The organism is Glutamicibacter halophytocola (assembly GCF_001302565.1).
In the GTDB taxonomy this organism is placed as follows: Bacteria; Actinomycetota; Actinomycetes; order Actinomycetales; family Micrococcaceae; genus Glutamicibacter; species Glutamicibacter halophytocola.
This window is the reverse complement of the sequence record NZ_CP012750.1, coordinates 1,818,884-1,843,149: the sequence shown is the minus strand read 5'-3', so window position 1 is coordinate 1,843,149 and position 24,266 is coordinate 1,818,884. Positions and strand designations below refer to the sequence as shown.

Annotated in this window: 24 protein-coding genes; 3 read left to right on the top strand and 21 right to left on the bottom strand. The window is 57.8% G+C overall.

Features of this window, described 5'->3' with window-relative positions:
• Positions 1–16 precede the first annotated feature (16 nt).
• The 13 genes from tatC to AOZ07_RS08415 form a co-directional block, all read right to left on the bottom strand.
• Positions 17–883 carry a twin-arginine translocase subunit TatC gene (gene tatC / locus AOZ07_RS08475; protein WP_075972457.1) on the bottom strand — a complete coding sequence of 289 codons (867 nt, stop codon included), beginning with the start codon at positions 881–883 and terminating at the stop codon, positions 17–19.
• An 8-nt stretch (positions 884–891) separates the two neighbouring features.
• Entirely contained in the window at positions 892–1,107 is a 216-nt protein-coding gene (gene tatA / locus AOZ07_RS08470; RefSeq protein WP_060701596.1) for a Sec-independent protein translocase subunit TatA, read from the bottom strand.
• 32 nt (positions 1,108–1,139) lie between these two features.
• The gene (locus tag AOZ07_RS08465; RefSeq protein WP_194943846.1) at positions 1,140–1,454 is read right to left on the bottom strand and encodes a hypothetical protein; all 315 of its coding nucleotides are present in this window, start codon (positions 1,452–1,454) and stop codon (positions 1,140–1,142) included.
• 48 nt (positions 1,455–1,502) lie between these two features.
• The gene (locus AOZ07_RS08460; protein ID WP_060701594.1) at positions 1,503–3,500 is read right to left on the bottom strand and encodes a helix-turn-helix transcriptional regulator; all 1,998 of its coding nucleotides are present in this window, start codon (positions 3,498–3,500) and stop codon (positions 1,503–1,505) included.
• A gap of 93 nt (positions 3,501–3,593) precedes the next feature.
• A complete protein-coding gene (locus AOZ07_RS08455; protein WP_060703384.1) occupies positions 3,594–3,989 on the bottom strand; it encodes an FKBP-type peptidyl-prolyl cis-trans isomerase in 396 nt (131 codons plus the stop codon).
• 33 nt (positions 3,990–4,022) lie between these two features.
• Positions 4,023–4,961: an FKBP-type peptidyl-prolyl cis-trans isomerase gene (locus AOZ07_RS08450; RefSeq protein ID WP_146275122.1), complete on the bottom strand. Its 939-nt coding sequence runs from the start codon at positions 4,959–4,961 to the stop codon at positions 4,023–4,025.
• Between the two features lie 118 nt (positions 4,962–5,079).
• Positions 5,080–6,453: a Pup--protein ligase gene (gene pafA, locus AOZ07_RS08445; RefSeq protein WP_060701592.1), complete on the bottom strand. Its 1,374-nt coding sequence runs from the start codon at positions 6,451–6,453 to the stop codon at positions 5,080–5,082.
• A 76-nt stretch (positions 6,454–6,529) separates the two neighbouring features.
• Positions 6,530–6,715, bottom strand: a complete 186-nt coding sequence (locus tag AOZ07_RS08440; RefSeq protein ID WP_060701591.1) for a ubiquitin-like protein Pup — start codon at positions 6,713–6,715, stop codon at positions 6,530–6,532.
• A 65-nt stretch (positions 6,716–6,780) separates the two neighbouring features.
• The gene (gene dop / locus AOZ07_RS08435) at positions 6,781–8,397 is read right to left on the bottom strand and encodes a depupylase/deamidase Dop (protein ID WP_060701590.1); all 1,617 of its coding nucleotides are present in this window, start codon (positions 8,395–8,397) and stop codon (positions 6,781–6,783) included.
• The gene (gene arc / locus AOZ07_RS08430) at positions 8,394–10,094 is read right to left on the bottom strand and encodes a proteasome ATPase (RefSeq protein ID WP_060701589.1); all 1,701 of its coding nucleotides are present in this window, start codon (positions 10,092–10,094) and stop codon (positions 8,394–8,396) included. The genes dop and arc overlap by 4 nt, the downstream gene beginning before the upstream one ends.
• 159 nt (positions 10,095–10,253) lie before the next feature.
• The gene (locus tag AOZ07_RS08425; RefSeq protein WP_194943845.1) at positions 10,254–11,309 is read right to left on the bottom strand and encodes a tRNA (adenine-N1)-methyltransferase; all 1,056 of its coding nucleotides are present in this window, start codon (positions 11,307–11,309) and stop codon (positions 10,254–10,256) included.
• A 43-nt stretch (positions 11,310–11,352) separates the two neighbouring features.
• A complete protein-coding gene (locus tag AOZ07_RS08420) occupies positions 11,353–12,480 on the bottom strand; it encodes a site-2 protease family protein (protein ID WP_060701587.1) in 1,128 nt (375 codons plus the stop codon).
• Positions 12,477–13,190 carry an HAD family hydrolase gene (locus AOZ07_RS08415; RefSeq protein WP_060701586.1) on the bottom strand — a complete coding sequence of 238 codons (714 nt, stop codon included), beginning with the start codon at positions 13,188–13,190 and terminating at the stop codon, positions 12,477–12,479. Before AOZ07_RS08415 ends, AOZ07_RS08420 begins: the two co-directional genes overlap by 4 nt.
• Positions 13,191–13,272: 82 nt before the next feature.
• Between AOZ07_RS08415 and AOZ07_RS08410 the strand changes: the two genes are divergently transcribed.
• Entirely contained in the window at positions 13,273–14,181 is a 909-nt protein-coding gene (locus tag AOZ07_RS08410) for a proteasome assembly chaperone family protein (protein WP_060701585.1), read from the top strand.
• Between the two features lie 48 nt (positions 14,182–14,229).
• Here AOZ07_RS08410 and mshC read toward each other — a convergent pair whose 3' ends face one another.
• From mshC to AOZ07_RS08395, 3 genes are all read right to left on the bottom strand, one after another.
• Positions 14,230–15,492, bottom strand: coding sequence for a cysteine--1-D-myo-inosityl 2-amino-2-deoxy-alpha-D-glucopyranoside ligase (mshC, locus tag AOZ07_RS08405; protein ID WP_060701584.1), 1,263 nt, complete (start codon positions 15,490–15,492; stop codon positions 14,230–14,232).
• 128 nt (positions 15,493–15,620) lie between these two features.
• Positions 15,621–16,445, bottom strand: a complete 825-nt coding sequence (locus AOZ07_RS08400) for an undecaprenyl-diphosphate phosphatase (RefSeq protein WP_060701583.1) — start codon at positions 16,443–16,445, stop codon at positions 15,621–15,623.
• A gap of 78 nt (positions 16,446–16,523) precedes the next feature.
• Positions 16,524–16,733 carry a hypothetical protein gene (locus AOZ07_RS08395; protein ID WP_060701582.1) on the bottom strand — a complete coding sequence of 70 codons (210 nt, stop codon included), beginning with the start codon at positions 16,731–16,733 and terminating at the stop codon, positions 16,524–16,526.
• Between the two features lie 44 nt (positions 16,734–16,777).
• Between AOZ07_RS08395 and AOZ07_RS18170 the strand changes: the two genes are divergently transcribed.
• On the top strand, positions 16,778–17,017 hold the full coding sequence (locus AOZ07_RS18170; protein WP_075972456.1) for a DUF5703 family protein: 240 nt from the start codon (positions 16,778–16,780) through the stop codon (positions 17,015–17,017).
• A gap of 11 nt (positions 17,018–17,028) precedes the next feature.
• On the opposite strand, the gene AOZ07_RS08390 is transcribed toward AOZ07_RS18170, so the two are convergent.
• The 5 genes from AOZ07_RS08390 to AOZ07_RS08370 form a co-directional block, all read right to left on the bottom strand.
• Entirely contained in the window at positions 17,029–18,168 is a 1,140-nt protein-coding gene (locus tag AOZ07_RS08390; RefSeq protein ID WP_060703383.1) for an acyl-CoA dehydrogenase family protein, read from the bottom strand.
• 41 nt (positions 18,169–18,209) lie between these two features.
• Positions 18,210–19,520: a M20/M25/M40 family metallo-hydrolase gene (locus AOZ07_RS08385; RefSeq protein ID WP_060703382.1), complete on the bottom strand. Its 1,311-nt coding sequence runs from the start codon at positions 19,518–19,520 to the stop codon at positions 18,210–18,212.
• Positions 19,521–19,608: 88 nt separating this feature from the next.
• Positions 19,609–20,583: a TAXI family TRAP transporter solute-binding subunit gene (locus AOZ07_RS08380; protein ID WP_060701581.1), complete on the bottom strand. Its 975-nt coding sequence runs from the start codon at positions 20,581–20,583 to the stop codon at positions 19,609–19,611.
• A complete protein-coding gene (locus tag AOZ07_RS08375; protein ID WP_194943844.1) occupies positions 20,576–21,937 on the bottom strand; it encodes a sensor histidine kinase in 1,362 nt (453 codons plus the stop codon). Before AOZ07_RS08375 ends, AOZ07_RS08380 begins: the two co-directional genes overlap by 8 nt.
• Positions 21,938–22,005: 68 nt before the next feature.
• Entirely contained in the window at positions 22,006–22,674 is a 669-nt protein-coding gene (locus tag AOZ07_RS08370) for a response regulator transcription factor (RefSeq protein WP_060701579.1), read from the bottom strand.
• A 240-nt stretch (positions 22,675–22,914) separates the two neighbouring features.
• On the opposite strand from AOZ07_RS08370, the gene AOZ07_RS08365 reads away from it, so the two are divergent.
• Entirely contained in the window at positions 22,915–24,198 is a 1,284-nt protein-coding gene (locus AOZ07_RS08365) for an Nramp family divalent metal transporter (protein ID WP_060701578.1), read from the top strand.
• Positions 24,199–24,266 lie beyond the last annotated feature (68 nt).

The following is a 24,266-nucleotide window of genomic DNA, read 5'->3' as shown; positions in this document are numbered from 1 at the left end:
CTTTCTTGACGGTTATTTACAACTGTGAATTAGGTTCGTCGATGTGGCTCGGAGTATCGATTGTCGACGAATCGCCCTTGGCAAGGCGCTCGTTTTCGGCATCCTGGGCTGCTTGCTTCTTCGCACGCTTCTTGTCGTTGAAGTAGCAGAATAATGTCGCGGCCGCGAAAGTCAGGAACAGCGGTCCAGCAAGCGCGAACATCGTGATGGCATCGCCACCCGGAGCAGCCATCGCAGCCACCAGGGCAATGAGGAAAACGGTGATTCGCCAATTCTTCAAAATCACCTTGGCAGACAGGACGCCCACCATGTTCAGGCCCACCATCAGCACCGGAACCAGCATGGCCAGGCCGAAGGCAAGCAGCAAGCGGATGATGAATGGCAGGTACTCGTTGATGTTGATCAGGTTCTCGGAATTCTCCGGAGCCAGGCTGATGAAGAAATGAAGGGCGAAGGGCAACACAAAGTAGGCCATGGCGACGCCGCCGATAAACAGCGGCACCGAGATGGCAACGAAGCTATAGCTGAGTCGGCGTTCATTCTTCTTCAGTCCCGGGACGATAAATGCCCACAACTGATAGAGCCATACCGGGGACGAGATGAGAATTCCGACAAAGAGCGCGACCTTGATCATGATGTCGAAAGGCGACATCACGGCCGTGAAATTGACTGATCCCCCAGCTGCCTGCACTGGAGCGATGATGAGCTCCAGCAGCCAGTCATAGATGAAGAATCCAGCCACGGTGCCCAAGGTCAGCGCTATGAGCGATTTGAAGAGCCGGTTTCGAGCTTCAATCAGATGCTCTTTAAGAGACATCCGGCCTTCGTCGTCTTTGACCCGCTTCTTCTTATTGCGCGGTGTCTTATCGTTATTTGTTGCCACAGATAAGGTTACGAGTTGTTCTTTTCGTTAGGATTCTGTTCGTTGACTGTCCCATCGACAGTCTCCGATTTTGGATCGTCATCCTTCATCTGGCGAACTTCGGATTTGAAAATGCGCAGCGACTGGCCCATCGAGCGAGCGAGGCCCGGAAGCTTTGGCGCACCGAAAAGCAGCAGTGCCAATACGATAATGATGACCAGATGCCATCCCTGTAAACCACCCATGTGATTTCCCTTCTCTCAAGTTAAAGTCTACGTCAGAACAGGCGAAGATCGCGCATGTTCTGTGCTTGTCCTCGTTCGGTTCGACGGGCGACCCTGCGCAATCTGCGAGCCTCGATGCGTTCTGCTTGACCTTTGTCACGCAGCTTGCGGATCTTCTCGGGATCGCTGTGCGTTGCATCTGTTCCGTGGGGATAGCGGCGTGGATTCGGAGTGTATTCCACGACGGTGCCGGGACGGCTCAATCCCTCGCCGATCTGGTCGGCAGCAGCGCCTAGGCTTTCAACGACGGCCATTCCCCGCTTGAATAAGCGGAAGCCAGCAAGAACCGCTACTAGAACAGTCGCCAATACGAGCACTGTCCACAACAGGACCCAAAACCACCAAGGAAGCATCTACTAATCCTCATACAATCCGATAGCCTCGTCCAACCACAGCACGACTTGTTCGCGCGTAGCGTCAGGACTAACCACAGCCAGTTTACCGCTGTGCCGAGCCACCAGTGGAGCAGCCACTTGATGATCCGAGAAGCGAACCGTGGCCAGGTAGCCATTATCGACTTTGCCCGTGGACCAAGAAATAGGGTGGAAGGCCTCTACAACGGGCAAGATTTCTGCATCAACATAGAGCACAACCTCAAGATCATCCGAACTCGCCTCATATCGAATCTGGACGTCCTGCTGGTCTTCGTGCCTTGCCGAGGGAACGTACTGTTCATCTAGCGTTTGGGCACTTAAAATCCGATCGACACGGAACGTCAGCATATTTTCCCGTTTTCGGCACCACGCGCGAAGGTACTGGATCGACCCGTCTTCAATCATCCTCACCGGTTCAACCTCGCGCAACTGGTGGGTGCGCGAGCTGGCAGAGTAGTAATCGATGCGCACCACTTCATGCTGCCGAATGGCCTGGACGAGCTGGCGCGGGATATCGCTTTCGCGTGCCTTGGACAGCGCAAAACCCAGTGCGCCGTTCCAGCCTTCAAAGCGGGCTACGGCGGAGTTGACCTTGGCCAAAGCAGAGTTCAGGATATCTTGATGCTCGAACTCCGGGATGCTCGCCAAGGCATTAAGGCCGCCAAGAACAGCGACGGCTTCCAACGGGGCAAGCTTCTGCGGTTCAGCCAATAGTGCTGCATTGGAGATGGTGACGGTATCCGAATCAAGGTCTCCGTCATTAACGTTGATCAATTCGTCGTGTTGTCCATTGGGGACACCGCACATCATGATCATGGACAATTCTTCGCGGACCTTGGCCACGGTCATTGAATAGCGTTCGGCGAGTTCTTGGATTTCCACGGCGCCATGGGCAACGACATATTGGATCATGTCGATATTGCGCATCACCTGGGTGGTCGTCGTTCCGCGTCCGGCAGCCCGGCTGGGCCGGAACTTCACCTGGGCATACGCGTCCAAGCCCTGCTGTGCCAGTTGCGAGGCCTTGGCCTCGGAGAGCAACCTGCGAACTTGCTCGGCCAATTCTGCTGGCTCGAGTACTTGGACTGCCGGCCCGTACGCGGCAAGTTCGGCCGCAAAAGAGTGCGGATCCGAGTAACCGATGTGAAGCTCTGAGCTGGTGCCGCGTCCGTTTAGGGATTGGGCGCGCAACGGAATTGCCTCATCACCGCGCAACTTGATGGTTGCGATATATCCCGGGTGCCTCAGATCAAAGTCCAGGAGCACCTGGTTCATTTCGAACCCCTCGGGGCGCGGATGATAGACGCTCCCCGGCCCGTTGTGCCGGTGGTTGCTGAGCTTGCCCTGCACGCGCGAGAGTCGGAAGACCCGCGAGTCGCTGCGGGTGTGGTCGTAGCCCGTGAAATACCAGTTGCCGTAGCGCTGCCCAATCCCCCACACGTCAACAATGCGTTCCGTTGTTGAGCCTTGTGAAGAGACATAGGTGAACTTCAGGGTCTTGCGGTTGAAAACCGCCAGCGCGCAGTCGCGGAAGTTCGGCTCATCCATGGACAATCGGGGCACCAGCGATCCGGCCAGCGGTGCAACCGGTGACACTGCGTCGGCATGGCCGGTAACGCGGGCTGCCGCGTTCAAGCCCAGTGACTGGAGCTTGGTGTCTTTCCATAGGCTCGCCGCCAGGGCAACGACACCTGCTTCAGATGGGCTGAACGTGACCGGGGGCAAGAACCAGTCGGTTGTATCAATGCTGTAATAGGGAACGCCGTCGATCGTTTCCTTGTCCAGCTGCAGTCCGAAGTCATTGCGAATGTCGTCTTTGAGCCGGTCAAGGGCTTTTTCCCGGGTATCGGCAGAACCGTCAGGAACGAGATATTCGCCAATGCGCTCTGCATTGAACTTCCGGGATTTGGTTGCCAGCGCATAGATCAGGCTGGTTAGGCGTTCTGCTTTGCTCGGACCACTGGATTGCTTTATGCTCACTTGTTTAGACTAACCAACTTTTACCTTTAAGCATCACTTTTAAGACAGCTAAGGCCCCGATTGTTATATCGGGGCCTTGGCGCCATCAGCTATTTACTTGGTGCCGATGAGATCTACCACGAAGATCAACGCTTCGTTTGGAGCGATGGCACCGGGAGCGCCGCGCTCGCCATAGGCAAGCTTCGAAGGGATATCCAAGCGGCGGCGGCCGCCGACCTTCATGCCCAGCAGACCCTGGTCCCAGCCCTGGATGACCATGCCAACCCCTACTGGGAAGTCCAGGGTCTGTCCACGGTTCCAGGATGAGTCGAATTCTTCACCGGTCGACCAGGCAACGCCAACGTAGTGCGCCTGAACGGTGGTGCCTGGGGTTACTTCGGCGCCGGTGCCCTCAACCAGGTCGGTGATGACCAGTACTTCTGGTGCGTCGGTGCCCGGGAAGTCAATCTCAGGCTTGGTGCGGTCGTAGTTGCGTTCTCCGAACGACATGGTCACGGCCTTTCTCAGTCGTGGTTTAGGTGTCTACTTGCTGTCGCCAGCGGTAACAGATTCCAATTCTACGTAGAAGACCAGGGTGCCGGTTGGCGATCCGCTCTGGGAAGAATTTCCGTAGGCCTTATCGGCCGGGATCGTCAGCAGCACCTTGGAACCAGCCTTCAGGCCGGTCATGCCTTCGGTCCAGCCCTTGATGACCTGGTTGAGACTGAATTCGGTGGCCTCGTCCTTGTCGAAGTTGCCATCGAATTCTTTGCCATCTGCCCAGGTAACGCCGGAGTACTTGGCCTTGACCTTGGACGTCGCGGTGGCGGCTTCCCCCTTGCCCTCTTCCAGAACGTCTACTGCAAGATCCTTGGGAGCTTCAGTGTCCTTCGGGATGGTGATGGTCGGCTTGCCGTCGGTGACCTTGACAGTTGGAAGCTTGCCCTCCTTCTTCTGCTTGGCCACTTCATCCTTGCTCATGGTTCCACTGGCAGCGGTGCTGTCTTCAACGTGCAGGACGATAATGCGCTCGGCTTTTGCGCCCTCTTCAGGTTCTGCAATGCTGCCATCAGCCTGCTGGGTGCCTTCGACGCTGGAGTAGGCGATCCAGTCTCCGACCTTTGAGTCGACCAGTCGGTCATAGAGCTCTGGCATTTGCTGTTTCATGCTGTCGTCGACTGTCATCGAAGTTGCCTGTCCGGTGAAGTTCTCTCCGGCGTTAAGCCCATCAATGGCTTTGTAGAGACCCGACTTAATCGAAATGGTATCGCCTGGGTTGATCTCAGCGCCGTCACCCTGTTCCAAGGTGACTGCCTCGTCCTTGTCGGTGACAAAAGGAGTGTCGAAGGAAACTTCTGGAGCGGTTTTGTCATCTGACGCTGGCTTGACCGAGATCGAAGACAGATCCGAAGATGAACCTGATCCACAAGCGGCCAGGGCTAGAACCGAGGCGGTAGCGCACAATGCCAATACTTTTCGCACGAATCTACTTTCGTTGAAGTCAAAACTGAAAATTTACGCAGATACCCGTCATCTGGGTATCAAACTCACTGCTACCACCCTAGGGTCGATAGCTGTGAAAATTCTTTCCGCCCGCTGGTCAAGATCGCTGACTCATCAGGTCAATGAGCTTGTCCACCTCAGGGTCGCTGGTCGCGAACGGGTCCTTGCATAGAACGATGCCACCGGGCTCGTCCTCATATTTCATATGGACCCAGTCTGCACTGTAGCGCCGGCCATGGGCGCGCGCGGCACGAATGAATTTGCTCCTGATCGCAGCGCGTGTCGTCGCTGGCGGATTATTGACGGCCTCGCGAATATCGGCATCGCTGACCACGCTGGAAGCCAAGCCGCGTCGCTTGAGTACGTGGAATAGCCCGCGGGCAGGATCGATATCGTGATAGGTCAAGTTCAGCTGCGCCAAGCGTGGCGATGACAACGGCAAGGAGTTCTTCTGGGCATACCCGTGAATCAACTTGTGCTTGATGGCCCAGTCGATGTCCTGGTCGATCAGCGAATAGTTGCCACTTTCAATCGCAGTCAGCGTCCGTTCCCAAAGTTCAAGCACCCGCTCGACCTGATCGTGATGCGCTCCGTGGCGGGCGACAAACTCTTTCACCGATTCAAGGAGAATCCATTGGATCTGCAGCGCAGTCGGTTCGTCGCCGCCCATCAGGCGCACGGTTGTTTGGCCGTTGAAGTCATGGGAAATCTGGCGAATTGAACGGATCGGGTTTTCCAGCCGCAGGTCATGGTAGATCTCGCCGGATTCGATTAGTCGCAGGACGAGATCGGTAGCGCCGATTTTCAGCAGCTGCGTGGTCTCGCTCATGGACGAGTCGCCCACGATGACGTGCAAGCGACGGTGGTACTCTGCATCGGCGTGTGGCTCATCACGCGTATTGATGATCGGGCGCGAGCGTGTCGTTGCCGAGGATACGCCTTCCCACATGTGGTCCGCGCGCTGGGAAAAAACGAATTTAGTCTGGTCATCCCCGGCAATCAAGTGCCCGGCTCCGCACAATAGCTGCCTGGTGACCAAGAAGGGAATGAGCATGTCGGCAAGCCGCTTGAATTCGATCTTGCGAGGAATCAGATAGTTTTCATGGCAGCCATAGGAATTGCCCGCCGAGTCCACATTGTTCTTGAACATGTAGATCCGGCCCTCGTGCCCTTCTTCGAGCAGCTGGTCCTCAGCCTGGTCCACAAGGTCGAGCATGAAGGCCTCGCCGGCACGGTCGTGGGCGATCAGCTGTTTGAGCTGGTCGCATTCGGCCGTGGCATATTCGGGATGGGAGCCGACATCCAAATACAGCCGCGATCCATTCTCCAGGAAGACATTGGAGCTTCTGCCCCAATTGACTACTGGTTTGAACAGATGCCGTGCAGCGTCCTCTGGAGTCAGCCGGCGTCCGTCAGACGGGACATAAGTCAGTCCGAATTCGGTTTCTAGCCCGTAAATTCTGCGATCCACGCGTAGTTACTTCCCCTCGCCCGCGGCGTTGCCTAATGTCATGCCAGTTGGTGTTTGCGTTGTGCACGAAGTGGTTTTACTGACCGCCCTTTTGGACGAATCCGCGGACGAATTCCTCGGCGTTGGATTCAAGGACCGAGTCGATCTCGTCGAGCAGGTCATCTACGCCAGCGGACTGCCCGGTGGTGTTGGCCTGCACCTGCTCGGTTTCAGCTGCCTGGTGCTCGGAGCTGCGGCGAGCTGAGAAGCTTTCCTGGGTCATCATATTCTCCTAAAATTTCTGAATCCCGGAATTAGGTCCCGAGACTCATACCTATTCTGCGCTGTTTACCTGCGCCTCGCCAATTCGTCGATAAATTCCGAAATCTCCAGTTCGGCATCGAACAAGTCGCCAACGCTCTGGCGGGTTCCATGCAGGGGTTCGGACATGTGGAATCGGCTGATCTTTCGTGCGCCGGGAACAGCGAAAGACAGTGCGTCCCAGTTGGCGGCAACCACGTAGGGTGCGTAGCGTTGCAGCGCCATTCCGCGCAGGTATGCGCGGGTGTCCTGGGGAGGAGTGGCAACCGCTTGATTGATTTCTTCCTGGCTGAACAATGTTTGGATCGCGCCGCGCGCAGCGAGCCGATAGTACAGCCCCTTGTCAGTGCGCAAGTCCGCCCATTGTAGGTCCATCATGGCTACGCGCGGATCAGCCAGCGAGAGCTGGTGCCTTTGGGTAAACCCGCTGATGAGCTTGTACTTGGCGATCCAATCAACTTGATCCGCTGCGCCCATCGGATCTCTTTCGAGGACTTCGAGCAACTGTGCCCACCGGGTCAAAATCTCGGTGGTGTCCGGATCGTCAATTCCTCGTGCGGCACAATATTTTTCGCTGGCTTCCAGATACAGCCTCTGGATTTCTATGGCCGACAGTTCTAGCCCGCCGCGGAATTTTACTCGTGTCTTGAGACTAGGGTCGTGGCTGATTTGCTGCAAAGCACGGACCGGGTCAGCTAATTCGAGAGCTGGTGCCATATCTGCCTCGATGAGCGAAAGGACCAGGCTGGTGGCCCCAACCTTGAGCAGGGTGGAAATCTGCCCCAGGTTGGCGTCCCCGATGATTACATGCAGACGACGGTACTTGTCCCAGTTGGCGTGCGGCTCATCGCGCGTGTTGATGATTGGGCGATTGATCGTCGTTTCCAATCCAACTTCAGCTTCAAAAAAATCAGCACGCTGCGAAATCTGGAATTCCGCTTTCTCGTTGAGCATGCCTTGGCCTACGCGCCCAGAACCGCAGTAGATTTGGCGGCTGACAAAGAACGGGGTCAATCCGCTCACGATGGAGGAGAACTCAACTGAGCGCGGAACCAGATAGTTCTCGTGGGCGCCGTACGATACCGATTTGTTGTCAGTATTGTTCTTGTAGAGCAATAACTCGCCGCTGCCCAGCCGCTGCGCAGTTTGAGCGGCGCGGCGCATGACTTCGTCTCCGGCCTGGTCCCATAAAACGGCAGCGCGCGGCGTCAGCGATTCAGGGCTGGAGTATTCGGGGTGGGCATGGTCTACGTACAGGCGTGCACCATTTCCGAGCACCATGTTCATCACAACATCGGTAGAATCCTTCTCCTGATACAAGGTGGATCCCAGCCGCGCATCATTGCCATCCAGCGCAATGGACTCGGCAGTCCAGATGCCAGGCTCCTCTAGCCCTGGTTCCACGTCCGTTAACTGGCTTGGGTGCGCTTGGTCCCGGTCCATTTCAAAACCGCGGGCATCCTGCAAGGGAGACTCGTCGGCGTAGTCCCAGCGCGCTGCGGTGGCAGTGGAACTCTGCTCGGCCACAAGTTGTGCGTAGGCATCCACGATTTGAGCCGAGAGGACCGTGGCGTTGGCATTGGGCATTTGTGGACGAATGATGCCGTACTCGGTTTCCAGCCCGACGAGGCGACGCGCGCTCATGAGGCGGCCTGGCGGTTGACCAAGGAACGGATATTGCTGATGCGTTCGCCCTTGCGTCCTGAGATTCTGGCCCAGTCATCTGGATTGGTCGTATTGGGCATGTCTTCGTGTTCCGCGAATTCCTCGCGTACTGCTCGAAGCAAATACTCCATCTTCAAGCCGCGCTCACCGGTGGTGATCAGCGCCTTGATCGCGTGCTTTTTGGCTCGGTCCACGATGTTGTGGATGACGGCGCCAGACGCAAAGTCCTTGAAGTAGAGGATTTCTGTTTGACCGGTCACGTAGGTGACTTCCAAGAATTCGTTGATGCGCTCGGTGGAGTACATCTCGGAGACGGTGGAGTCGATCATCCGGCGAATCGTCGCTTCGCCATTGCCTGCGTCGGACGCCAATTCGGATTCGTGCAGTGGGAGGTCGGTTGTCAGGTACTTGCTGAAAATTTCGGTGGCCCCCAGCGCATCCGGCCGGCGAATCTTGATCTTCACATCAAGCCTGCCTGGACGCAGGATGGCTGGATCAATCATGTCCTCGCGGTTCGATGCGCCAATGACGATGACGTTATCCAGTCGTTCCACGCCATCGATTTCGGCCAGCAGCTGGGGAACGATGGTGGTTTCAACGTCGGAGGACACACCCGTTCCACGGGTGCGGAACAGGGCTTCCATTTCGTCGAAGAACACCACAACCGGATCGCCGTGCAAGGCTTTCTCACGGGCCCGGGCGAAGATCAGGCGAATATGGCGTTCGGTTTCGCCGACGTATTTGTCCAGCAGCTCGGGTCCCTTGATATTCAGGAAGTAGCTGCGCGTGCTGGTGCCTTCATTGCGCTCAACAACACGCTGGGCCAAGGAATGGGCGACGGCCTTGGCAATCAGGGTCTTGCCGCAGCCCGGAGGGCCATAAAGCAAAATGCCCTTGGGTGCGCTCAATCCATGCTCCCGGTACAGGTCCGGATGGGTGAAGGGAAGCTCAACCGAATCCTTGATGGCCTCGATCTGCGAGTTCAATCCACCGATATCGGAGTAGGAGATTTCAGGGACTTCCTCAAGGACCAGCGACTGCATATCGGTGAGCTGCACGCGGCTCACGGCCATGCCGCTTCGAGAATCAACGGTCAGCTGATCGCCGACTCGCAAGTGCGCCTTGCGCAGAGGTTCCGCCAGCTCGATAACACGCTGGTCGTCGGCGTGTGCCATGACCACGGCCAAGTTGTTCTCCAGCAATTCCTTGACGGTGACCAGCTCGCCGGTTTCCTCAAACCCCAGGGCAGCCACCACAACCAGGGCTTCATTCAGCAGTACTTGCTGTCCGATGAGGACGGAGTCGAAGTCCATGAGCGGGCTCACCGTTACGCGCATTTTGCGGCCGGAATAGATCACGTCGACAGCTTGCACACCGGTGGACTCGATGCCTTGCCCGGATGCCGGGTGCTGGCGTGGGTGCTTGGCCACGACGGTGCCGTAGCTGAATGGCGTGTCGCCGTCCTTTTCCAGGGCTGCTTTCAAATTGATGATTTGTTCGCGCGTGGTTTCAAGCAGCGCGACCAGCCGCTGGTTGTTTCCGCTGAGCCCGGCAAGTTGCTTATCGAGGTTGCGGTTTTTATCGCGCAGCACATTGACCTGGCGTTCAGTCATCTGAAGCCGTTCGGCCAATTTCTCTGCCTCGTGATTTTCGTTCACGTTCCAACTCCCCCACATTCAACGTCGCTGGTCAGTGTGGATCCAGCGAGGTTTTGCCGGTGCTCAGCGCACCGCTTTAGTCCCATCCTAAGAACTTCAGGCCCCGAGTGCAGAACACCCAGGGCCTGAAGTCACATACTGAGACAATCTATCTCAGTATTTGGTCATTCAGAATGTTTAGCTCTCGGAGTCCGCGTCGGAATTCTGCGCTTCGCGCACGCGCACAGCCTGATGTGCATCGCGAGAGGCACGGCGCAGCTTCTTATCCGAAATGCCCCGCTCTCCCAGAGCTTCTGCAGACCACTGCTGCTCATCGTGGTCCCGAGTCCAAGCACTCAGGTCTTCACTTGAGTAGGAGTGCTCCTTGATTCGCTTGGCCTTCGGGATTCCATCAGCGGAATCAGCCAGCCGGCGGCAGGTGATCAGGAAAGCGGTGTGGGCAACCATGCGGTGGTCCGGGCGAACTGCCAGGCCGTCGACGTGCCAGCCACGCACCAGGGTTTCGAAGCACTCTGGTTCGGTGAACTGTCCCGAAGCGCGAATGGCCTCGACGACACGGGACATCTGGGTCACCGACGAGACGTAGTTCGTCCAGACTCCGCCAGGTGCAAGGACAGTTGCGACAGCATCCAGGCATTCCCACGGGCTGAGCATGTCGAGCACCACTCGATCCACGCTGCCTGGTTCTTCAAGTTCGACAACCTTATCCTGGAAGTCGCCGATGGAGATCTGCCATGACGGATGGTCGCCACCGAATACGGTGGAGACGTTGCCACGGGCGATATCGGCGAATTCTTCGCGGCGTTCGAATGAGTGCAGGAATCCTTCATCGCCCACGGCCCGAAGCAGGGAAATCGACAACGCGCCAGAACCCACGCCGGCTTCCACTACTCGGGCACCCGGGAAGATGTCACCGAACTGGACTATCTGGGCTGCGTCCTTTGGGTATACCACGGTGGCTCCACGTGGCATCGAGAGCACAAAGTCCTTGGCCAGCGGGCGAAGCGCCTGGTAGCGGAATCCATCGATGTTCTCGATGACAGAGCCCTCGGGAAGGCCAATGATCGCCTCATGCGGCAAGACGCCCTTGTGGGTATGGAACTCCCCGCCGTTTTGCAGGGTGATGGTGTTGATCCGGCGCTTTTCGTCGGTCAATTGCACGCGGTCGCCGACGCGGAATGGTCCGCGGCGGGCTGCCGCACCGTGGGGTGCCGTGCTGTTGGCTTCGCTCACTGGTGTGATCCTTTTCTTAATGCTCTATGAATGCTTTGAAAGTCTACTTGCGTCGTCCGGTAACGGCGCTGATGATATCCCGCTGGTGCAGCAGGCCGACAACTTGTCCTTGCCCGTTGATCACTGCGTATTCGGCTGAGCTGACGGTGGCGAGGTAGTCGATCAGTGCACGCCCATCAGATTCTTCGGCCACAATGGCACCTTGTCCCAGCGCTCGCGCGACCGCCAGGGCTGGGACTTCTGCCGCCCGTCCACGGTCAACTCGCGCTATGGCCTGCGCGTCAACCACCCCGACGGGCATGCCCTTGCCATCGACAAGGATTATTTCCCCTCCGCGTTGGTTCTGCCGCACATAAACGTCGGCAACTGTCACTTGGGACAGCATGGCGGAAGCGGGCTTCATCAAATCCGAGGCAATCACGCTAGGGAGGTTGAGCATCATCTTCGAATGCGCAATCAGCCCGGTGGTTGCCTGCCACATGAACATCGCCACCATGAGGCCAACGACGGCGGTGATAATTTGAATTTCTTCGCCGCGCAGATATGGGTAGGCGACGAAGTAGAAGACTACGCCAATCGCAATGACGCGGCCTACCCAGCTCGATGCGATGGTGCCCTTGAACTGTGATCCGGTCGCTTTCCAAACGATCGATTCAATCAGCCGACCGCCATCTAATGGAAGCCCCGGCAAAGCGTTGAATGCCCCGAGCAGCAGGTTGGCGTAAATAAAGAAGTCCAGGAGCAACTTCGAGTAGATATCTGGTTCAAGGTTCTGGAGAATCAGCCAGCCCAGCCCGGCGAGAACAAAGTTGGAAACCGGCCCTGAGAGCGCAACCCACAGCGAAGCACCCGGTTTTGCCTTGAAGGAACCGAACTGCGTGTGTCCGCCCATCAGCGTCAGGACAATGTGCGCATCTGGCCATTTAAATGCCCGGGCCATCATGGCATGGGCCACTTCGTGAACCAATACCGCAACCGCAATCACCGCAGCGCAGGCAAAACCCATGAGATAGGCGTTGAGCGCCGGAATCCATTGGCTGCGTGAAAGCTGCATCCCCACTGAGACAGTGATGACCGCCGCGATGATGAACCACGAGCTTGAAAGGTAGACCGGAACTCCGCCAATGCGCCCTAGCTTTATTCCGGGGGCTTTTTCTGAAGTATCGCTCACGCGCTAACCTGCACCAACCATCGAGTCATTTCTTTCACGTCTACCCCGTCCAAGCTTTCTATTCGACGCCACTTCCCGTCACCGGGATCAGTGGCATTGGGCACCAGCACTGCATGCAATCCCGCGGACGATGCTGAGGCAATGCCCGGAACCGAATCTTCAAATCCAATGCACTTTTCAGCGATCAGTTCGTGGCCCACCTCGTCTTGCAGCAATTGCAATCCGGTCAGATAAGGTTCTGGATGCGGTTTGCCATGGCCCACTTCTTCGCCCGTGACCGATGCCTGGAAAGTTCCTTCTGGCAATTGATCCAGAAGCTCATTGACGATGCTGCGCTCAGACATCGTCACCAGGGCCTGCGGAATATTGGCCTCGTGGCAGGCAGCGAGCAGCTCGCGGGCTCCTGGCCTCCACGGGATTTCCTTTCGAATCCCGGCAACAACCTGGGCGCTGAGCAGGTCGATGATCTCACGTGCCGACAGCTTGACGCCGGCTTCCTGCAGGATCCGCGCTGAATTGGGAAGCGCGCTGCCGACGAGCGAAAGGGCCTGCTCCTCAGTCCAGGTTCCGCCATGTGCTGCGACCAGTTCTGACTCGGCAACGATCCAATAAGGCTCGGTGTCGATCAAGGTGCCGTCCATGTCCCACAGGACCGCTTGCGGCGTTCGGGGGTCGGATGCGGAATTAAAGTCAAAACTGGTGCTTGGCATGAGTCCATTCTAGATGGAAGAGTGGGGCTAAGCCGCTTCGGCAAGCCACGCCAACGGCCAGAATGCTGCATAGGAGTTTTCATTGAACAAGGATTTCCACACCCCAACGCTGAATACCTATATCGCCCAGGCCGAGCATGAGATTCGCCCCACTATCGTCGTGGCCGCGTTCGAAGGGTGGAATGACGCTGGCTCAGCGGCAACGGATGCAGTGCGCCTGCTGCTGGAGGAAAACGCCTATGAGCATATTGCCACCATCGGCGAAGACGACTTCTACGACTACCAGTTCTCCCGGCCGAAAACGCGTCGCACCGCCCAGGGACGAATGGTGGACTGGCCCCGCACCGAAATCTACAAGATGGAACTGCCGCTGGCGGCCGCGGATTTGCTGGTGATCCTCGGAGTAGAGCCAACCTTCAAATGGCAGAGCTTCTGCGCCCGGATCATCGAGGTGGCCCAGGCGCACAACGCGCACGCGGTACTGACCTTGGGAGCGCTATTGGCCGATGTGCCGCATACGCGTCCCGTGCCCACGTCATTATCGAGCGACGATGCCAGGCTCCAGGAACACTTCAATATCGAGGCTTCGAATTACGAGGGGCCTTCAGGCATCCCTTCGATCCTCGGCATCGAATTTGAACGCCGGGGCATCCCCACCATGTCGCTTTGGGCCCAGCTTTCGCACTACGTTGCCCAGTCGCCGAGCCCACGGGTCCAGCTGGCCTTCGTCGAGATGCTTGAAGAGCTGCTGCCCATCACCATCTCCGATCAGCAACTGCGCGATGACGCTTTGGCATGGAAGCATGGAGTCGACGAATTAGCGGCCGGCGACCCAGACGTAGCCAAGTATGTGCAGCAACTCGAAGAGGCAACGGATACCAGCGATTTGCCGGAGGCTAGCGGCGAATCCATTGCCCGCGAATTTGAACGCTACCTGCGCCGGCGGGGAAAATTCCGCCCGGACGGCTCAGGGACCGACTTCGAAATTTGACGTCGGCCCCTGATGGCTTCACCGGTTCACCGGGGTGGAAGGCAGAACTCAGAGCTTGAGGCCCAAGAGCGCGTCGAAGCCGTCACGCAGCAATTGCGTGCCGTCGCCGCTGCCTTCAGCTGGCTGCGCGGCCCACTGGTCGATGGCCGCCAAGGCGCCCGGAGCGTCAAGATCATTGGCCATATGCGAACGGATGCGGGCTAGCAGCGCGGTGGCCTCGGCAAGGCCAGTGCCTTCCAGGCGCTCTCGCCACAGGGCAATGCGCTGCTGTGCGGCATCGAGCAGGTCATCAGTCCAGAACCAGTTGGTGCGGTAATGCTGGGAAAGCAATACGGCACGAATGGCCACGGGCTCGACTCCAGCAGCGCGCAGCTTGGAAACCAGGACCAGGTTGCCCAGCGACTTGCTCATCTTTTCACCGTCTAGGCCCACCATGCCGGTGTGCACGTAGGCCTGGGCAAGCTCATGGTGGTCGCTGGCGGCCGCATGCGCAGCCGAGAATTCATGGTGCGGGAAGATCAAATCGGATCCGCCGCCTTGGACGGTAAAAGGCGCCGGCAAGGTCTTGCGGGCGATCACCGAACATTCAATGTGCCATCCCGGGCGACCGGTGCCCAGCTTGCCGCCCTCCCACGACGGTTCACCCTCGCGGGCTGCCCGCCACAACAAGGGATCCAAGGCGTCGCGCTTGCCTTCGCGCTGCGGATCGCCGCCGCGCTCCGCAAAAAAGCCCAGCATGGTATCCCGGTCGTAGTTTGACACTGCGCCCAGCTTCCACGCGTCGTTCTCGGCGGCATAGGTGTCGAAGTAGATATCGCCTTCAACCCCATCGGCGCCGGCTGGAACACGGTACGCCAAATCCGCTTCGAGAAGCTGCTCCACCACGGGAACGAGCCACTCGATGGATTCGACGGCACCGATATAGTGCTGAGGTGGAATCACGTTGAGCGCTTCCATATCGTCGCGGAACAGCTGTACCTGCTGCTCAGCGAGGTCCCGCCAATCCACGCCGGTGGCTTCTGCACGCTCAAGGAGCGGGTCATCGACGTCGGTGATATTTTGCGAGTACGCAACGGGGCGCCCGTTGTCCAGCCACGTGCGATGCACGAGGTCAAAGGTGACGTAGGTGGATGCATGTCCCATATGGGTTGCGTCGTACGGGGTAATCCCGCAGACATACATGCTGGCGGCGTCATTTGCCGCATCCGCAGGTGCGGTGGCCTGCAGGTTACCGGTGGCGGTATTGAAGAGTTCCAAAATTGGTGCTGAACCAGCCACCTGAGGTACCTCAGGGTTTTTCCACGCGTGCACTGATGAACATCCTTTCGCAGATGCGACGATTTTCTTCCTCTAAGTCCAAGTGAAGCAGGACGAGGTTTATTCCCGTTAACGCCGAGATGTCCGTGAAACGCTCCACGGACATCTCGATGAAGATCAAACTATGGGTTCATCAGGCCGAAGCCCAACGCCACGAAAAGCACGAGACCCAACAAAATGCGGTACCAAACGAAGAACCGATACGAGTGGGTGGAAACGAACTTCAGGAACCAGCCGACAATCAAGAATCCGACCACAAAGGCGATCGCGGTCGCCACGCCGGTCTGTGCCAGGGTGTACACCCCGGGCTCATCAAAGGACTTGGCCAATTTGTACAGGCCGGAGGCATAGACAGCGGGGATGGCGAGCAGGAAGGAGTAGCGCGCGGCGGCTTCACGGGTGTATCCCATGAGCAGGCCTGCGGTGATCGTACCGCCGGAACGCGAAACGCCAGGAATCAAAGCCATGGCCTGGGCCAGGCCATAAACGACGCCGTGCTTGACGGTGAGCTTGTCCAGGCTGCGCTGCTGCTTGCCGTAATGATCAGCCAGGGCGAGGAACAGGCCGAAGACCACCAGGGTGGTCGCCACGATCCACAGGGATCGGAAGTTCGAATCGATGTAGTCCTCTAGCAACAGGCCCAGGATAGCGATCGGAATCGAGCCGACAATAATCAGCCAACCCATTTTTGCGTCGGGATCCGAGTGCGGGATCTTGCCGGCAAGGGCTTTGCCCCAGGCTCCGATTATTCTCACGATGTCACGCCAGAAGAACACGATCACCGCGGTCTCTGTTCCGAGCTGGGTGATGGCCGTAAAGGCCGCTCCGGGGTCCTGGGCATTCGGCAAAAGTTCGCCGACAATACGCAGGTGGGCCGAGGACGAGATCGGGAGGAACTCGGTCAGGCCCTGGATCAATCCAAGGAAAGCTGCTTCAAACCAATTCACCCCTCGACATTACTTCACCGCCAGCAAGGAACGAGGCTCAAAAACACGATTGGGCCAAAAATCACCCCGTGGTCGTACTCACGCGTCATCTGCAGGTATGGTGAAAGGCAAAAGTTCCGAATACTGGTCGTACAGCGCGTCTTCGTAGTCTTCGAAGGCATCTGCCAGGGCTCCAAATGCGGCGTCCACCGATGCCTCGGCAGCACCGCGGCTTTGCGAAACAACGGCCAGGTGCTGTTCGAGCCGGGCAATCAAAGATTGCAGTGCAAAACTTGGATCAGTACTCATGGTCTTAAGCTACAACGCATAGGGTTCATTAGATAGGGGGCAGGATGCTTCAAGAAAGAATTAAACCGCCGCTGCATCACTCCGATGAACAGCGCTTCGAATATTTGGTGATCACCGCCTTCCCCAGCGAGCCCGTTCATCTTGCCCGCACCGCCCTGCGTGAACATGCTGACAACGGCAAATGGGAACTGATGCGTACCTGCAGATATGAAGGCGGCGTCTACAAATATTGGCTACGGCGACGCGTCATGAGAATCCGCAGCACCCTTCCGCTAACTGACTAGGCAAGCAGCCTCTAAGTATCCAATGGCCCAACAAGCCAGGATGCGACGGTGTTTGCTGCCGAGGCAGCGTTTGAGGGGTGGTACCAGCTGGCCTGCACGTCGCGATACAGCCTCTCGAATTCGGAGCCGCGGAAGTATCCGCTACCACCCAATAGCTGCCCGAGCACCTGGATATTCTCCCGGGCCGCATCCCCGGCCAGAGTACGCAGGGTGACTAGTTTCGGGAACCACGCTTCGCGGTGATCCACTGCGGCATCTATATCCGCGGCCACCGACCGCTGGAGAGCGTCCAGCGAAATGAGCCTCATCGCGGCCTCGGCTAGAAGCCCCCTGGCACGGATATCCTGGGAGTACTTGGTCCCGTCGTGATGCACCTTCTTATTGAGCGCCTCTTGGCCCAAGACCACGGCCCGATCCGCGATGCCCACATAGACGCTGGCAGTCAGGGTCAGGAAGGAAGCGAAAATCCCGAAAATCAGCAGATCCGCGTTTGGACCTGCTGGCAGCCGGCTGTGCACCCACTCGCGCGGGGCAACTGCATTAACGAGTTTGGTCGTGTGCGACTGGCTGGCCCGCATGCCCAGGGTGTTCCAGTCCCCCATCGACTCGAGGCCTTGGCCCTTGGCTACGAACCCGTGAACCAGTTCACCGGTAGTTTCGTCTTTCCCGAAAACGCCGAGTCGAGTGAATGCCGGCGACAGCGAGGTAAAAATCTTTACCCCGTTAAAAGTCACGGATCCATCTGGCGCCGTGCTGGCCGAAGTTTTTGAATCAAAAAGCACCGAATCATTGCCTGGCTCCGAAATTCCGAAGGCCATGACCTCGCCCTGGGAAATCCAGTCGCTGACCATTTGCAGACGATGATCGCCTCGCGCTTGCAACACGTTGGCGACCGAAGCCCAGACGTGATGCATATTCACCGCCAGCGCCGTGGCTGGGGCTGCCGTGGCCAGGCGCCGTTGGGCCAACGCCAGTTGTTCCAGGCTCCAGCCCAGCCCGCCTTGACCTACAGGGATCAGAGCTTTCAGATATCCCAACGACACCAGCGCATCAAAGTCCTCTGTCGCGAAGGAATTGTCCACATCATATTGCGCAGCACGTTCACGGAATTGCTCTAGAAGTCGATCTGAGAGCACTGACTCGATAGACACTTTTTGCTCCTGCATATTTGAGGCCTCGTTCCAGCCAGCCGCTAGTAGCTGCGCATGAGGTTTTCGAGGACTTTTACCCCGAATTTAATAGCATCCACCGGGACACGCTCGTCCACGCCGTGGAACATGCCGGTGAAGTCGAGCTCAGCCGGCAATTGCAGCGGCGCAAAACCATATCCGGTGATGCCAATGGTGGCCAGCCATTTGTTGTCGGTGCCGCCAGAGAGCATATAAGGCAAGACAATCGCGTCTGGATCCTCATCCAGCAGCGACTTGACCATGGTGTCGACCAGCGCTCCGGCAAAAGGCACTTCCAGCGAATCCTGCTCGTGGACCATGGAAAGCTCAACGCCTTCTCCGGCCAGTTCAGCTAGTTTCTCCAAGGTTGCTTCGTGCTCATCGGGCAGCGTGCGGCAATCGATGAGCGCCTCCGCCTGCCCCGGAATGACGTTGTGCTTGTAGCCGGCCTGCAAGGCCGAGGGGTTAGCGGTGTTCTGCAGGGTTGCTCCGACAAAACGCGAAACATTTCCCATGGCTTCAAGTAGCGGCTGCGGGTTCTGCTGGTCAAATTCCAACCCCGTCAACTCGGCAACCTGTTCCAGGAGGGACAGCGTGGTTTTGGTATAGGACAAAGGCCACTGGTATTCGCCGATGCGGTGTACGGCACCGGCCAGCGTGGTGACAGCGTTATCAGAGTTAATTTGGGATCCGTGCCCAGCCATTCCTTGCGCGGTGAGCTTCAGCCACGCGATCCCCTTCTCAGCGGTTTGCAGCATATAGGCCCGGCGCCCGTTGATGTCCACGGAGAATCCGCCGACTTCGCTGATCGCTTCTTCGGCGCCGGCAAAGACCTCGGGATGATTTTGCACCATCCAGCCAGAGCCGTAATCGCCGCCAGCTTCTTCGTCAGCGAAGAAAGCAATAATCAAGTCACGCCGTGGCGAGATCTTCTCACGGTGAAGATGCCGGATAGCAGCGATAATCATCGCATCCATATTCTTCATATCCACCGCGCCGCGGCCCCAGATCATGCCATCGATGACTTCGGCGCCGAACGGGTCAACGCTCCAGTCCTCTGCAATGGCTGGAACCACGTCAAGATGCCCATGCACGATAAGCGCCGGCAAGGATGGGTCTGAACCCGGAATTCGCAAGACCACATTGGCACGCCCGGGCGCTGACTCATAGATCTGCGCGTCCAGGCCAACCTCGTCAAACAGCTCGGCAACATAGCGTGCGGCTTCTAGTTCGCCCGCCCCCTTATTGCCGCCAAAATTCGTCGTATCAATTCGGATCAGCCCGCGGCAAATTTCAACGGCGTCTTTTTCCATGCGTTCAATGGCGGTGGTCATCAGGGAAATACCTTTCGCAGTGGTGGTCTTGAGTTCCACCCTAGTAGGCAACGGGCGATTCGTCGCTTGCTCTGGCGGCTTTTGGCAGCTAGCCGTGCAACTCGAGGAAGGCAGCGCGAGCGCCGGGATGCAGCGGCTGCCCGGCGGTGCTGATGAGCGTTTCAGGTGTCAAATGCTGGATTCCGGCGCTGGATTCGGGAACAAGCTGTTGTGCTTTGGTCGCGAGAAGCAGCACGATCTCCTTCGCAGTTCTATCCGGCAAATCAGCGCGGGCCATCAACAAATTGCTGACACCAATCGTGTCAACGCCAGATATTCCTGGATACGTGTTGCCTGGAATGACCACGCGATCATAAAGACCGGGGTAGGCATCGCGCAGTTGAGGCAGCACCTTGGAGATATCCAAGAGATTCAAGTCCAGTTTTTGGGCCAGCTCGGTCAGGGGCTTTACCGGCATCCCGCCAAATAGGAAGAGCGCATCAATGCGGCCCTGGCTGAGCGCGTGAAGTCCTGCCGTGTACCCAAGTTTCCGTTCCTCCGGCGGCTGGCTATGCTCCTTGAGTCCAGCAACCTGCAGTATCCGCTGTCCTGTAGCCCACGTTCCCGAACCGGCCGCGCCCGTGCCGATAATGCGGCCAGGGAAATCGGCGAGGGATCGGATGCCGCTGCCGGCTCGGACAATGCAATGAAAATAATTCTGGTAGACCCTCCCCAACGCCCGTATGCCACTGTGGTCCTTGTTTTCTGAACGAAATTCAGCGACTGTATCGGCAAGGGCTAAGGCCAAATGGGCGCCGCCTTGGACAAGCAGTTCAAGATTCTGCGCACTTGCCTGGGTTTTCAGGGCGCTTGACTGCTCGGCAATTCCTTCGTTGACCAAGGCCGAGGAAAGCAGTTGCGCAAACTCGAAGTACATTCCGCCTTCTTCACCTGAAGCAATGTCAAGACGCGATTCCGTGGCGCGGCTGCTGCATGCGCTCAGGACAGGCATCGACAAAACCACGGGGGCAGCCATCAGGAATTTTAGGATCGTGCGGCGCTCGGGTGGATTTTTCTCAGCCATCGCTCTTCTCCGTGAGTGATGGAGCGCGGGGCAAGCTGATAATGGCCGCGAGCCCGGCCTGTGGGTTAGCCGTCACGAGCAGCCGGCCTGAGTTGGCCCGTGCCAGCCGATCTACAATCGCTAATCCCAGTCCCGTGCCCGCAGTGCCTCGGACGCTTTCCGCTCGCCAAAAACGTTCTCCCGCACGTCCGATTTCAGTCTTGTTCATCCCTGGGCCTTGATCGCAGATCATGACTTCAACCATTGTCGGAGAACTTTTTACGGACAACGTGATTTGGGTGGCGGGAGCATATTTGATCGCGTTTTCCAAAAGCTCGGCAACCATTTGCTGCAGGTCGAAGAGATTGCACCAAACCGACACGTCTTGTGTTGATTCCGCCGCTCCGTCCAGAATCAATGTATTTCCTGCTGCCTGTGCGGTAGCCGACTGGCGTTCAAACTCTTCGGCGAGGACCTGGAGAACATTTATGGATTCTTTCCCAGCAGATGAATCAGCAACGCCTTCCTCCGAGTTTTGCTCGGTTAAACGGTGCTCTGCACTAGCCAAGCGCAAAACTCCGTCCAACAGCATTTCCACTCGTGCCAGCTCATTTTCAACAGAACGCAATCCTTCCGCACTCGACCGATCGGGAAGCCTCATTTTCAACAAATCCACCCGAAGCCTCAACGCGGCCACTGGATTGCGCAGTTGATGTGAGGTTTCTGCAATGAGCTCTTGTTGCTGTTGAAGACTTGTCGCCATGGTTTGGGCCATGGAGCTGACCGAGCGCGACAACGCGCGCAGTTCTGGCGGGCCCTGCTCAACGAGCGGGATGGGACGCTGCGTTTGAGTCAGCAACCGAACTGAGTCATCGAGGCGATGCAAGGGGCGCAAAACCCAGGTTGCCAACCGGTTAGCCAATAACAGGAAGACTGCACCGACTGTGAGGGTCGCGAGAATGACCATGCTCGATGCTTGAAGAACCTTCATGCGCGCTGGTTCCAGGTTCACTTTCATGGTGACCGAGCCCAGCACCTGGCCAGTATTCCCGAACGGACGCGCAATCAAGGCCCCGGAGTCAAGGAATGGGTTCACCGACGGAATGTCCGTGCGTTCGAGGTTTAGCGCGGCTGCACGCAGCGTATCGGCCACATCAGGGTCATGTGCACTGATGTTCCCGGAAACAAGCTGGTGTCCGTCGGCAACTATCAGCAGCCCTTCGTCATAGAGGCCGGAATACGTATCCATCTCGATTTGAAGCATTTCCAAGTCATCGTCGCTCGCGACATGCGACGCGAGCTGGACGAATCGATTCAGTGCCGAGAGCCGGTTTGAGAGAATCTCAGCCGCGGCATCACGGCTGACCCCCTGCATCAGAACCGTGCTGACGAGAACTACGATTGCCAGCAGCGAGGAGCCAAGCACCCCCAAGACCCGGACTCTCACGACGACGGAGCCTCAAGGCGATAGCCGACACCGCGAACGTTGACGATCATCCCAGAGCGGGCAAGCTTCGAGCGAAGCCCGGTCAGGTGCACGTCGAGCGAACGGGACACTGCAAGGAAAGCATCGCCCCATAGCTGATCGAGGATCTGTTCACGGGTCACCACGGATCCTGCATGCCGGGCAAGCAAAGTGAGCAGTTCGAATTCCTTGGCGGTCAGGGCAAGATCCCTGCCCGCCAGGACCGCTTCATGCTTATCCAGATTAATCACCAGGGATCCGGCGCTGATCTGGTTTCTGTCTGCCCCGGTGTTCACGTTGGACCGGCGTGCTACTGCATCAATCCTAGCCAGCAAGACGGTGAGCCCGATGGGCTTCACCAGATAGTCGTCAGCGCCTTGGCGCAGACCACGAACCACGCTGCGCTCATCATTCCTGGCGCTCAGGATGATCACTGGCACGTCGCTCACTTGCCTGAGCTTGCGAAGGACTTCCAACCCGTCCATGTCCGGCAGGCCAAGATCCAACAAGATCAACTCGGCGTCATGGTGGCGCAGCAAGGCATCGGATCCCCTGCCAGCCTGCGAGGCCTCGTGGCCAGCAGCGCTAACAGCATCAATAAGCGCATCGGCAACTGCCTGGTCGTCCTCGACGATCAAAAGCCGCACAACACCATCCTTGGTGATTGAATTTGGGCGCCCGGCCCGCGATAACTAGGCAATTCTAGCAATTTTCCAGACACCAAGCGTTGGCGCCGGCTCGTTGTCCTAAGAAAGTGTTAGTACTTTCAACTCAAATTGCAAGTAATCTGAATCACTACCAATATTGATTACGATCTCGCACGCTTGTGGCCCTCATCACCGACGATGAAGACCGCAGCGAACCGCACTGTGACAAAGGAATGACTCATGAGTGAAAGCACCCAGGCGCCCGATGCCGGCCTAGAGTCCGGCGGGCCACCGCGCTGGAAAATTATCGGCCCCGGATTGGTTGTCGCCGCTACAGGCGTTGGCGCCGCAGATATGGTGGCAACCCTCGTAGCCGGCAGCCAATATGGCTATGCCCTGCTCTGGGCAGTCATCTTGGGCGTCATCCTGAAAATCGTCCTCGTTGAAGGCGCCGGCCGCTATACCCTGGCCACAGGCCAGACGATCTTCGAAGGCTGGAAGTCCCTGGGCAAGTGGACCACTTGGTACTTTGGCCCCTACATCATCATCTGGGGCTTCGTCTACGGTGCGACGGCAATGAGTTCAGCGGCATTGCCCCTGGCAGCATTGATCCCTGGCGTGGACCTGAAGATCTGGGCCATCATCATGGGCCTTTTGGGCTTTGTCATGGTCTGGTTTGGCCGCTACCACTTCTTCGAAAAGGTCACTGCGGTGCTGGTGGGCATCATGTTCATCACCGTGGTGGGCCTGGCAGTGATCGCAGTGCCCAATGTCCCAGAAATGCTCAAGGGCCTGATCCCGATGATCCCCAAGGGCGGCGTGATCTACACCCTGGCCTTGGCGGGCGGCGTGGGCGGCACCATCACCCTGGCAGCCTACGGCTACTGGCTGCGCGAAAAGGGCTGGTACACCCCCAAGTGGATGCGGGTTATGCGCATCGATAATTCCATGGCCTACGTCATGACCGGCATCTTCGTGATCGCCATGCTGATCGTCGGCGCCGAGGTAGTCCGTGCCGCCGGCGTGTCCATCTCCGGTGGCGACAAGGGACTGCTGGAACTGGGCGATGTGCTCAAGGCGGAATACGGCGTGGTGGTCGGCAACGGCTTCCTGATCGGCTTCTGGGCAGCTTCCTTCTCCTCGATCATCGGCGTATGGAACGGTGTTTCGCTGATGTTCGCAGACTTCTGGGGCCACATGCGCAAGCGCCCAGCAAATCACCCGGACACCATGACCGGTGGCAAATACTTCAAGTTCTATGTCCTGTGGCTGACCTTCCCGCCAATGGTTCTGTTCTTGCTGGACAAGCCAATCGCGCTGATCCTGGCCTATGGAGTGCTTGGAGCGCTGTTCATGCCGTTCCTTGCAGTCACCTTGCTGGGCCTGCTCAACGGCAAGCGAATCCCGAAGCAGTGGGCCAACCGCTGGCACACCAACACTGCCCTGGCCATTACCGCAATCCTCTTCATCATTCTTGGCCTACAGCAGCTCTACAAGGCTCTCTCCCCCCTATGGGCCGGATAGAACTTGGCTAGTTGATTCGAGGCCGCCGGCATCTGTGCAGTTTGCGCAGATGGCGGCGGCCTCGGCGT

What these genes read in the sequence shown, in the direction of transcription:
- dop (WP_060701590.1), bottom strand. Translation starts at nt 8,397, where the DNA reads ATGAGCGCGCGTCGCCTCGTCGGGCTGGAAACCGAGTACGGCATCATT.
- AOZ07_RS08365 (WP_060701578.1), top strand. Translation starts at nt 22,915, where the DNA reads ATGAGTGAAAGCACCCAGGCGCCCGATGCCGGCCTAGAGTCCGGCGGG.
- AOZ07_RS08440 (WP_060701591.1), bottom strand. Translation starts at nt 6,715, where the DNA reads ATGACCCAGGAAAGCTTCTCAGCTCGCCGCAGCTCCGAGCACCAGGCA.
- AOZ07_RS08380 (WP_060701581.1), bottom strand. Translation starts at nt 20,583, where the DNA reads ATGGCTGAGAAAAATCCACCCGAGCGCCGCACGATCCTAAAATTCCTG.
- tatA (WP_060701596.1), bottom strand. Translation starts at nt 1,107, where the DNA reads ATGGGTGGTTTACAGGGATGGCATCTGGTCATCATTATCGTATTGGCA.
- AOZ07_RS08385 (WP_060703382.1), bottom strand. Translation starts at nt 19,520, where the DNA reads ATGACCACCGCCATTGAACGCATGGAAAAAGACGCCGTTGAAATTTGC.
- arc (WP_060701589.1), bottom strand. Translation starts at nt 10,094, where the DNA reads ATGTGGGGGAGTTGGAACGTGAACGAAAATCACGAGGCAGAGAAATTG.
- AOZ07_RS08375 (WP_194943844.1), bottom strand. Translation starts at nt 21,937, where the DNA reads ATGCAGGGGGTCAGCCGTGATGCCGCGGCTGAGATTCTCTCAAACCGG.
- AOZ07_RS08455 (WP_060703384.1), bottom strand. Translation starts at nt 3,989, where the DNA reads ATGTCGTTCGGAGAACGCAACTACGACCGCACCAAGCCTGAGATTGAC.
- AOZ07_RS08415 (WP_060701586.1), bottom strand. Translation starts at nt 13,190, where the DNA reads ATGCCAAGCACCAGTTTTGACTTTAATTCCGCATCCGACCCCCGAACG.
- AOZ07_RS18170 (WP_075972456.1), top strand. Translation starts at nt 16,778, where the DNA reads ATGCTTCAAGAAAGAATTAAACCGCCGCTGCATCACTCCGATGAACAG.
- AOZ07_RS08395 (WP_060701582.1), bottom strand. Translation starts at nt 16,733, where the DNA reads ATGAGTACTGATCCAAGTTTTGCACTGCAATCTTTGATTGCCCGGCTC.